The sequence below is a fragment of the Roseateles sp. genome (assembly GCF_031397715.1).
In the GTDB taxonomy this organism is placed as follows: Bacteria; Pseudomonadota; Gammaproteobacteria; order Burkholderiales; family Burkholderiaceae_C; genus Paucibacter_A.
Map to the genome: position 1 here is coordinate 19,694 of NZ_JANNMI010000394.1, position 10,137 is coordinate 29,830.

The 10,137-nt window shown below is 65.8% G+C and carries 8 protein-coding genes; 6 read left to right on the forward strand and 2 right to left on the reverse strand.

From position 1 onward, the window contains the following. Positions 1 to 66: 66 nt before the first annotated feature. Both RMO57_RS17055 and ppc read right to left on the reverse strand, forming a co-directional pair. Entirely contained in the window at positions 67 to 276 is a 210-nt protein-coding gene (locus tag RMO57_RS17055; RefSeq protein WP_310388640.1) for a putative motility protein, read from the reverse strand. Positions 277 to 348: 72 nt separating this feature from the next. Continuing rightward, positions 349 to 3,192: a phosphoenolpyruvate carboxylase gene (gene ppc, locus RMO57_RS17060; RefSeq protein ID WP_414896450.1), complete on the reverse strand. Its 2,844-nt coding sequence runs from the start codon at positions 3,190 to 3,192 to the stop codon at positions 349 to 351. A gap of 110 nt (positions 3,193 to 3,302) precedes the next feature. Between ppc and hemC the strand changes: the two genes are divergently transcribed. The 6 genes from hemC to RMO57_RS17090 form a co-directional block, all read left to right on the forward strand. After that, complete coding sequence (gene hemC, locus RMO57_RS17065; protein ID WP_310388643.1) at positions 3,303 to 4,241, forward strand: hydroxymethylbilane synthase; 939 nt, start codon at positions 3,303 to 3,305, stop codon at positions 4,239 to 4,241. A 9-nt stretch (positions 4,242 to 4,250) separates the two neighbouring features. Continuing rightward, positions 4,251 to 5,048 carry a uroporphyrinogen-III synthase gene (locus tag RMO57_RS17070; RefSeq protein WP_310388645.1) on the forward strand — a complete coding sequence of 266 codons (798 nt, stop codon included), beginning with the start codon at positions 4,251 to 4,253 and terminating at the stop codon, positions 5,046 to 5,048. Next, positions 5,045 to 6,157: a uroporphyrinogen-III C-methyltransferase gene (locus RMO57_RS17075; protein ID WP_310388647.1), complete on the forward strand. Its 1,113-nt coding sequence runs from the start codon at positions 5,045 to 5,047 to the stop codon at positions 6,155 to 6,157. Before RMO57_RS17070 ends, RMO57_RS17075 begins: the two co-directional genes overlap by 4 nt. 15 nt (positions 6,158 to 6,172) lie before the next feature. Further along, entirely contained in the window at positions 6,173 to 7,420 is a 1,248-nt protein-coding gene (locus tag RMO57_RS17080) for a heme biosynthesis HemY N-terminal domain-containing protein (protein WP_310388649.1), read from the forward strand. A 114-nt stretch (positions 7,421 to 7,534) separates the two neighbouring features. Continuing rightward, positions 7,535 to 9,850 (forward strand): bifunctional salicylyl-CoA 5-hydroxylase/oxidoreductase, encoded by a 2,316-nt coding sequence (locus RMO57_RS17085; RefSeq protein WP_310388651.1) that lies wholly within the window; start codon positions 7,535 to 7,537, stop codon positions 9,848 to 9,850. Further along, positions 9,847 to 10,137, forward strand: a 291-nt coding sequence (locus tag RMO57_RS17090; RefSeq protein ID WP_310388653.1) for an SDR family NAD(P)-dependent oxidoreductase, incomplete at its 3' end; no start/stop codon positions are given. The genes RMO57_RS17085 and RMO57_RS17090, both read left to right, overlap by 4 nt.

A 10,137-nucleotide genomic window follows, 5' to 3' on the forward strand; every position in this document is an offset into this window, starting at 1 on the left:
AGCGGCGCATCGTGGCCACGCCGTCATTTGCCCGCTGCAGGCGCTTGGCTTCATGCAACCGGGTCTTCAGGCGTAAGCGTTCAGGCGTGTGCCGAGCTGCCCGCTGGTGGCCAGCGCGGGCTGTGCAGGGGGAGGCGGCAAGCTGCCGAGCAGGTCCATCACGCCTTGTGCCTGCAGATGGATGGCCTTCTTGAGCACCATCATCTGGGCCGAGCTTTGCACCGAGCTGCCTGAGCTGCCGACGTTGTTGACCAGGGCGGTATTGGCGAGATCCATGACGCAAGCTCCTTGAAGGGGGTGCTGGTGTCATCGGCAACAAGGCCGCTCAACTTGAGCGGCCGGCCAGCTTTAGCCGGTATTGCGCAAGCCCGCCGCAATCCCGTTGATCGACAAATGAATGCCGCGCTGCACGCGCTCCAGCGCCGGATCCTCGGCGCGTTTGTCCGCCGGAATGGCCCGGTAGCGCCGCATCAGCTCGACCTGCAAATGGTTCAGTGGGTCGATATAGGGGAAGCGGTGCTCGATTGAGCGGGCCAGCGCCGGGTTGCCGGCCAGGCGATCGGCCTCGCCGGTGATCAGGCTCAGCGCTTGTTGCGTACGCTCGAATTCGGCCTTGACGGCGGCAAAGATACGCTTGCCCAGGCGCTTGTCCTCGACCAGCTCGACATAGCGCTCGGCGATACCCAGATCGGTCTTGGCCAAGACCATGTCCAGGTTTGACAGCAAGGTGCGGAAGAACGGCCAGCCCTTCAGCATGCGCTTGAGCAGGGTCAGGTTTTGTTGCTGTTGAGCCGAGCCCGCTTCGCCCAAGAACTCCAGCACCGCCGAGCCGAAGCCGCACCAGCCGGGCAGCGCCACGCGGCTCTGGCCCCAGCTGAAGCCCCAGGGGATGGCGCGCAAATCTTCAATCGCGCGGGTCGCCTTGCGCGAGGCCGGGCGTGAGCCGATGTTCAGCTCGGCGATTTCGCGGATCGGTGTGGCGGCGAAAAAGTATTCGGCGAAACCGGGCGTGTCATAGACCAAGCCGCGATAGGCCTTGAAGCTGGCGTCGGAGAGGGTCTGCGCTGCCTCCAAAAAGCTCTTTGGCGCGTTCTTGGTCGGGTGCAGAAGAGTCGCCTCCAGCGTGGCCGCCACCAGGGTCTCCAGATTGCGCCGGCCAATCTCGGGGTTAGCGTACTTGGAGGCGATCACCTCGCCCTGCTCGGTCAAGCGGATCTGGCCGTTGACGGTGCCCGGGGGCTGGGCCAATATGGCCTGGTAGCTCGGGCCGCCGCCGCGCCCGACCGTGCCGCCGCGGCCGTGGAACAGGCGCAGCGTAATGCCATGAGCCGTGCGCAGCTGGTCGAACATCGCGACCAGGGCGATCTCGGCGCGGTACAGCTCCCAGCTGCTGGTGAAAACGCCGCCGTCCTTGTTGGAGTCGGAGTAGCCCAGCATGATGTCCTGCTCCCCGCCACTGCGCACCAGCATGTCGGCCAGACCCGGCAAGGAATAGAACTCGGCCATGATGCTTGAGGCCTCGCGCAGGTCGCCGATGGTCTCGAACAGCGGCGAGACGATCAAATCATTGATGGCCGTGCCTTCTTCCAAGGTGCCGCGCAGCAGGCCGACTTCCTTCAGCAGCAACAGCACTTCCAACAAGTCGCTGACCGACTCGGTGTGCGAGATGATGTAGTGGCGCAGCGACTCCCGGCCGAAACGCTGCAGCGACTCGCGCGCGGCTTCAAAAATCGCCAGCTCGGTCAGGCTGCGCTCGCTGTATTCAGCACCATGCACGCGCAAGGGGCGGGCGTCGTTCAGCAGCTTGAGCAGCAGCGTGCGCTTGGCGGCCTCGCTCAGTCCCGAATAGTCGGACTCGATACGTGCGGTTGCAAACAATTCGGCCAACACCGCCTCGTGTTGATCCGAGCTTTGGCGCAGGTCCAGCGTGGCCAGGTGGAAGCCGAACACTCTAACGGCACGCATCAGCGGCTTCAGGCGCGGCGCGATCAGCGCTTGGGCGTGGTTGCTGCGCAGCGAGGCCTCGATTACGGCCAGGTCGACCAGCAGCTCGTCGGCGTTCGCATAGGGCTCTTGGGGGGCGACCGCGTGGCGCATCGCCTCGGTGCCGGTCAACTGCTGCAGCGTGGCGGCGGCGCGCGCATACATGCCCGTCAAGGCGCGGCGGTAGGGCTCGTCCATGCGGTGTTCGTTGCGGTCCGGGCTGCGCTCAGCCAGCGCCTGCATGGCGGGCGAGACCTGCGCCAGCCGGGCCGAAATCGACAGCTCCGCGCCCAGCTCATGCAGCTCGGTCAGGTAGTGGCGCAGCGCCACCTCGCTCTGGCGCGCCAGCGCATGGCGCAGGGTGGTGGCGGTGACGTTGGGGTTGCCGTCACGGTCGCCGCCAATCCAGTGGCCCATGCGCAAGAAGCTGTTGAAGTCGTGACCCGGCAACGCTTCTTCCAGCTCGGCATAGAGCTTGGGGATCTCGCGCAGAAAAGTCGTTTGGTAATAGGACAGCGCGTTCTCGATCTCGTCGGCCACCGTCAGCTTGCTATAGCGCAGCATGCGGGTCTGCCAGAGCTGGGTCACGCGGGCGCGGATGGCGGCCTCGTTGTCGCGGTGCTCGCGCTCGGTGTGCAAGTCATCCCGCTGCTCAACCAGCTGTGCCACGGCGCGCTCGGCGTCCAGAATGCTTTTGCGCTGCACCTCGGTCGGGTGGGCGGTCAAGACCGGCGAGATGAAGCCGTGGTGCAGGGTCTTGGCGATCTCGGCCGGGCGCACGCCGGCTGCGTGCAGGCGCTCCAGCGCGAAGGCCAGCGAGCCGGCTTGTTGGCTGCCGGCGCGCTCGTGGATCTCACGCCGGCGCACATGGTGGCGGTCCTCGGCGATATTGGCCAGATGCGAGAAATAGCTGAAGGCGCGGATCACGCTGACCGCCTGCTCGCCGCTCAGGCTCTTCAGCAGTTTGTCAAAGCTCTTGCCCGCCTGCGCGTCGGCCTTGTGGCGGTAGGCGACCGAGAGCTTGCGGATGCGTTCGATCAGCTCATAGGTGTCGCGCCCCTCTTGCTCGCGGATCACCTCGCCCAGAATGCGGCCCAGCAGGCGGATGTCATCCATCAGCGGCAGGTTCTTGTCGGCGCCGGCCCGTTTGACGGCGGCGGCGGTTGCTGAGCTGGATTTGTTGGCGCGGGTGACTGAATTGGGCGGCATGGCGGGCTCGTCTGAGGGCTGAAACGGGGATGTAACTGGGTTACATGTTTCTGACTTTAACAGTTTCTTCTGCGGCCAATGCTGGGCCGCTCGCCTGCTAGCATTCGGCCATGAGTCAAAAAATCATCATTGCCACCCGTGAAAGCCGCCTCGCCCTTTGGCAGGCCGAGCATGTCAAAGCCCTGCTGGAGCAGCGCCTGAGTTTGTCGGTCGATCTGCTGGGCATGACCACCCGCGGCGACCAGATCCTCGACCGCAGCCTCTCCAAAGTCGGCGGCAAGGGCCTGTTCGTCAAGGAGCTGGAGACCGCGCTGGAGGAGGACCGGGCGCACCTGGCCGTGCATTCGCTGAAGGATGTGCCGATGGAATTGCCGGCCGACTTCGAGCTGGTGGCGATTCTTGAGCGCGAAGATCCGCGCGACGCCTTTGTCTCCAATCGCTATGCCAGCCTGGCCGAGCTGCCGCAGGGTGCGGTGGTCGGCACGTCGAGCCTGCGCCGGGTGGTGCAGCTCAAAGCGCTGCGGCCCGATTTGCGCATTGAGCCCTTGCGCGGTAATTTGGACACCCGTTTGCGCAAGCTTGACGAGGGCGGTTTTGATGCCATCGTGCTGGCCTCGGCCGGCCTGAAGCGGCTGGGCTTGGCGGCGCGCATTCGCTGTTGCTTCAGCGTCGAGGAGATGATTCCCTGCGCCGGTCAGGGCGCCTTGGGCCTGGAGATCCGTGCCGACGCGGCCGTGCTGAAGGCCCAGCTGAGCGGCCTGATCGATCAGCCGACCTGGCTGGCCACGCAGGCGGAACGGGCGGTGTCGCGCAGCCTGGGCGGCAGTTGCAGCATGCCCTTGGCCGCGCACGCGTCATGGGTGGGCGCCGAGCTGCAGCTGGCGGTCGCGTTGGGTGATGCGGAACAGGCCGAGCGGCCTCTGCTGAAGGCGTTGATACATGCCGAGATCACCCACCTCGAACAGGCCTTGCAGTTCGGCGAGCGCGCCGCGCAGGCCTTGCGGGACTTGGGCGCGGCCGGCTATTTGCCGCAAACCTCGCAGATCTGAATGGCCGGCGTGGCTGAAACAGAGCTGACGCTGTTGCTGACCCGCCCCAAGCAGCAGGCAGGCGATTGGCTGGCACGCTTGGCAGCACTTGGCGTGGCGACCAATAGCTTGCCCTTGATCGAGATCGTTGCTACCGACGGCGCGGCGGCGCGGGCGGCCTGGGACTTGCTACCGACGGCGGCGCTGGCGCTGTTCGTCAGCCCGAATGCGGTGGCAAACTTTTTTGCCGAACGCCCACCGGCCAGCAGTTGGCCGGCGCAGACGCTGGCCGCCTGTGTCGGCCCGGGCAGCGCGCGTGCCCTCGCCGAGGCCGGCGTGCCGGCGGCGCTGATCGTGCAGCCACCGGCCGATTCACCCAGCCTGGACTCCGAGCATCTGTGGCCGTTGTTGAGTGGGCGAGCCTGGGCCGGGCGGCGGGTGCTGATGTTGCGCGGTGATGGCGGCCGTGAATGGCTGGCCGACCGCTTGCGCGAGCAGGGCGCGAGCCCAGAGTTTTTCAGCGTCTACCAGCGCCGCTGCCCGCAGCTGACGCCGGCCGAGCAGGGCTTGCTGGCGCAGGCGCTGGCGGCGCCGGCACGCCATGTCTGGCTGTTCAGCAGCGCCGAGGCGATCGGCTATTTGCAGGCGCTGGCGCCGGCCGGCCATGATTGGCGGGCCGCTCAATGCATTGCGACGCATGCGCGGATTGCGGCGCGAGCGCGCGAACTTGGCGTCGGGCATGTGGTTTTGGCGCGACCCGACGCGCGCGCGGTGGCCGAAGCGGTGGGTGTGATTGCGGGCCGGCCCCTACAATCATTTTCACTGTGAGCGATACCCAACAAACCCCCATTGAAGCGACCCAAGCGTCGCCCACCTTGCCCGGCTGGTTGCCAATCGGCGCGGCGATTCTGGCCCTGACCTCCTTGTCCGGCGTCGGCCTGGCTTGGCAGAGCATGAGCCGCCAGCAAGCGCTGGAGCAGGAGTTGGTGCGCCGCCAAGCGGCGGTGCAGGCCGACGCCAGTGAGGCGCGGGCGGCGGCGCGGCAGTCGCAGGACCTGACCCGCGACACCGCCGCCAAGGTGGCCCTGCTGGATGCCCGTTTGGCCGAGGTGGCCTTGCAGCGCGGCCAGCTGGAGGAGTTGATCCAGTCGATGTCGCGCTCGCGCGACGAGAACGTGATCGGTGATATCGAGGCCTCGATCCGGGTGGCTTTGCAGCAATCCAGCATCACCGGCAGTGCCGAACCCTTGATTGCAACGCTCAAACAAGCCGAAGAGCGCCTCTTGCGCTACAAGCAGCCGCGCATGGAGGGTGTGCGCCGGGCCGTGGTGCGTGATCTTGAACGGGTCAAGGCGATCAGCGTGGTCGATATTGCAACGCTCACCATCAAGCTGGACGAGGTGGTGCGCTTGCTGGACGAGTTGCCCTTGATGGCGAGTGCCGAGCGAGCGCCTGAACTCGAAAAGGGCCCCGTAAAGGCGGCGAAATCAGCGCGCGTCGGCGCCGCTGCAGACAAAGCCGGTGCGCCCGATGCGGCCGACGGCATGCTGGGGCGTTGGTATTGGCAGCTCAAAAAGAGCCTGACCGACGGCGCAGGGCTGGTCTGGGGCGAGGCCCGAACGCTGTTGCGGGTCACGCGGATTGATCATCCGGAGGCCGCACTGTTGGCGCCGGAGCAGGCTTTCTTCCTGCGCGAAAACCTGAAGCTGCGGCTCTTGAATGCGCGCTTGGCGCTGTTGAGTCGGCAGTTCGACACCGCGCAAGCCGACCTGCGCGACGCGCAGGAGGCCTTGGCCCGCTATTTCGATCCGCAGTCGCGCAAGGTGATGGTGGCCAACGATTTAATCCGGCAAGTTGCGGGCCAAGCGCGCCAAGTCAATGTGCCCCGACCCGATGACACGCTGGCAGCCCTGGCCGCTGCAGCGGCCGGACGTTGACCGGGGCTCAGGCGCATGCGCACCATTATTTGGCTGGTCTTGTTGTTTGCGGTCGCGGTGGTCGCGGCCTTGGTGCTGGGCCGCAACGACGGGCTGGCGAGTTTTTATTGGAATGGTTGGCGGCTGGATGTGTCGCTGAATCTGTTTTTGCTGGTCTTGGTGGGCGCATGTTTTGCGCTGGTGACGGCGATTCAGACCCTGCATGCGCTGACCACCTTGCCGGAGCGGGCGCGGGCCTGGCGTATGGCGCAGCGTGAACGCACCGCGCAACTGGCGCTGCGGGAGTCCTTGGCCGAGTTTTTTGGGGCTCGCTATGGCCGCGCCCAAAAGGCAGCCCAACGCGCCCTGGGCATTCATATGCAAACCCCTGAGTTGGTGCAGGATCCGGGCTTTATGGCCTTGGGGTATTTGCTCTCCGCCAGCAGCGCGCATCGGCTGCAGGACCGGCGGCGCCGCGACGAGCAGCTGCAACTGGCGCTGGATTTTTCCCGGCGCAGCTCGCTGACCAGGGCGCAAGAAGAGGGCGCTTTGCTGTTGGCGGCGGAATGGGCATTGGATGACCGCGATGCCGGCCGCGCGCTGGAATTATTGGCCGACTTGAACCCTGGCGTGGCGCGCCGCACGCAGGCCTTGCGCCTGAAGCTGCAGGCTTCGCGGCTGGCCAAGCACTCGATGGAAGCGCTGCGCACCGCCAGGCTCTTGGCCAAGCACCAGGGCTTCTCCAAGGTGGCCGCACAAGGTTTGCTGCGCTCGCTGGCATTTGAGGCGCTGGACGGTGCCCGTGATGCAGACCAGCTGCGTGCCGTTTGGCAGCAACTCGACAATGTCGACCGCCGCGATGTGGTGGTGGCCGCGCGGGCGGCACAACGCGCAGCGGTGCTGGGCGCGCCGGAAGATGGGCGCGGCTGGTTGCGTCCGTTCTGGGACGATATTGCCGATTTGCAGGTGGATGACCGGGCCGTCTTGGCCGAGGCCTTGGTGCCGGTCTTGCCGGGCCTGGGTCCGGAGTGGCTGCAGCGCCTGGAGTCCGCCGTGCAGCGCTTCCCGCGTGACAAGTACCTGGCCTATGCGCTGGGTGCCGCGCTGGCCGAGCGGCAGCTGTGGGGCAAGGCGCGCTTGATGCTGGAGCAGGTTGGCGATGATCATTCGATGCCGGCCGCTGCGCGCCGACGCAGCTGGTTGATGTTGGCGCAGATGGCCCATGAAGACGGCAATCAAGAGCGCAGGGCGCGCTGCCATGAGGCCGCCGCGCTGGTGCAATAAGACCGCAATAGGGCAAACGCGGTAGTTGACACTTAAACTATTAATACCTAAAGTTGCACGCAACTCATGGGCTCACTAACGGGCTCACTCACGAGCTCACCCAGGAGACGTGCAATGCGCATCAGCTGTATCGGTGGTGGCCCGGCCGGCCTGTATTTCGCGCTGCTGATGAAGCGGCAAAACCCGGCGCATGAAATCACGGTGTTTGAGCGCAACAAGCCCGGCGACACCTTTGGCTGGGGCGTGGTGTTCTCGGACCAGACCCTGACCGCGATGCGCGAGGCCGACGCCAAGACCGCTGGCCAGATCCTCGATGCCTTCAATCATTGGGACGATATTGAGGTCCACATCAAGGGCCGCACGCTGCGTTCGGGCGGCCACGGCTTTTGCGGCATCGGCCGCATGAAGCTCTTGAACATCTTGCAAGCGCGTTGTGTGGAGCTGGGTGTGGATCTGCGCTATGCGAGCGATGTGCAAGACGATGAGGGCTTGGACGCCGACCTGATCATCGCCGCCGATGGCTTGAATAGCCGCGTGCGCCAGAAATACGCCGCGACCTACCGGCCCGATATCGACCTGCGTCAATGCCGCTTTGTCTGGCTCGGCACGGCCAAGCTGTTCGAGGCGTTTACCTTCGACTTTCAGCAGACCGAGTGGGGCTGGTTCCAAGCCCATGCCTATCGCTTCGATGACACCACCTCGACCTTTATCGTCGAGGCGCCTCAAGACGTCTGGGAGGCGGCCGGCATCGAGGCGATGAGCAAGGAAGAAGGCATCGCTTTTTGCGAGCGCTTGTTTGCCAAGGTGCTGGATGGGCACCAGCTGATCTCCAATGCTGGCCATCTGCGCGGTTCGGCGCAGTGGCTTCGCTTTCCCCGCGTGGTTTGCAAAAACTGGGTGCATCACAATGGAAGAGCGCCGGTGGTGCTGATGGGCGACGCCGCCCACACCGCGCATTTCTCGATCGGCTCCGGCACCAAGTTGGCACTTGAAGATGCGATTGCGCTGGCCAGGGATATTGGCGCGGCCGAGGGAGATTTGGACGTCGCTTTAACCCGTTATGTCACCAGCCGCGCTATCGAGGTGCTGCGGATCCAGAACGCGGCGCGCAATTCGACCGAATGGTTCGAGAACATAGCCCGCCACGCCCAACTGGCGCCCGAGCAGTTTGCCTACTCCTTGCTGACCCGCTCGCAGCGCATCTCGCATGAGAACCTGCGCTTGCGCGACGCCGCCTATGTCGAGCGTTTCGAGGCGTGGCTGGCGGGTGGGCCGGCGGTGCCGCCGATGTTCACGCCGTTCACGCTGCGCGGCCTAACCTTGAAGAACCGCGTCGTCGTGTCGCCGATGGCGCAGTACTCCTGCGTGGACGGCCTGCCCGGCGACTATCACCTGATGCATCTGGGGGCGCGCGCCGCCGGCGGCGCTGGTCTGGTGTTTGCCGAGATGACTTGTCCCTCGGCCGACGCTCGCATCACGCCCGGTTGCCCGGGCCTCTACAGCGACGAGCAGGGCGCCGCCTGGGCTCGCATCGTTGGCTTCATTCACGCCAATAGCAGCGCCAAGATCGCCATTCAGCTCGGCCATGCCGGCGCCAAGGGCTCGACCCGGCGGGGCTGGGAAGGCATCGATCAGCCGCTGGGAAAAGGGCTGGATTGGCCCTTGATGTCCGCCGCGCCGCAGCAATATTTGGCGGGTGTCAGCCAGACCTCGCGGGCCATGACGCGCGCCGATATGGACCGCGTGCTGGGCGACTTCTGCGCCGCTACCGAGCGCGCGGCGGCGGCCGGTTTCGATTGGCTGGAGCTGCACTGTGCGCATGGCTATTTGCTGTCCAGCTTTATCTCGCCGCTGACCAATCAGCGCAGCGATGCGTACGGCGGCAGCCTCGACAACCGCCTGCGCTATCCGCTTGAGGTGTTCGGGGCCATGCGTGCGCTGTGGCCGGCGGACCAACCGATGTCGGTGCGGATTTCGGCGCATGACTGGGTCGACGGCGGCACGACGCCGGAGGACGCGGTGCTGATCGCCGCCGCCTTCAAGGCCGCCGGGGCTGACCTGATCGATGTGTCCTCGGGCCAAGTCAGCAAGCGGGAGAAGCCCACCTACGGGCGCATGTGGCAGACGCCGTTTTCCGAGAACATTCGCAACCGGGTCGGCATTGCGACGATCGCGGTCGGGGCGATCTCAGAGGCCGATCATGTCAACAGCATCATCGCGGCCGGCCGCGCCGACCTCTGCGCGGTGGCCCGCCCCCATCTAGCCAACCCGGCCTGGACGCTGAGCGAAGCGGCGCGGATCGGCTACCCAGGCCCGGCCGGCCTGGACTGGCCGCTGCAATACGTGGCGGCCAAGCCGCAGCTGGAAAAGGAGTTCGAGCGCCAGCGTGCGCTGGCCCAGCCGGCAAAAATAGAGCAGGGGCTTGAATGAGCGCGGCTGCAGGGGCACAGACGCCCACACTGGCGCTGCTTGGTTTGCATGCGGCAGTCACCGGAGGCGGCAGCGGCATCGGTGCGGCGGTGGCGCAGCGCTTGTTGGCGGCGGGTGCCCGGGTCAGCCTGCTGGGGCGCAATCTCGACAAGCTGCACGGCCAAGCGGCGGCGCTGGCCGCGCTTGGCCAAGTCGATGTTTGCCGGGTGGATGTGGCGGACGAGGCCAGCGTCAAGGCGGCTTTTGCTGAAATCGGCAGCGTCGACATCTTGGTCAATAACGCCGGC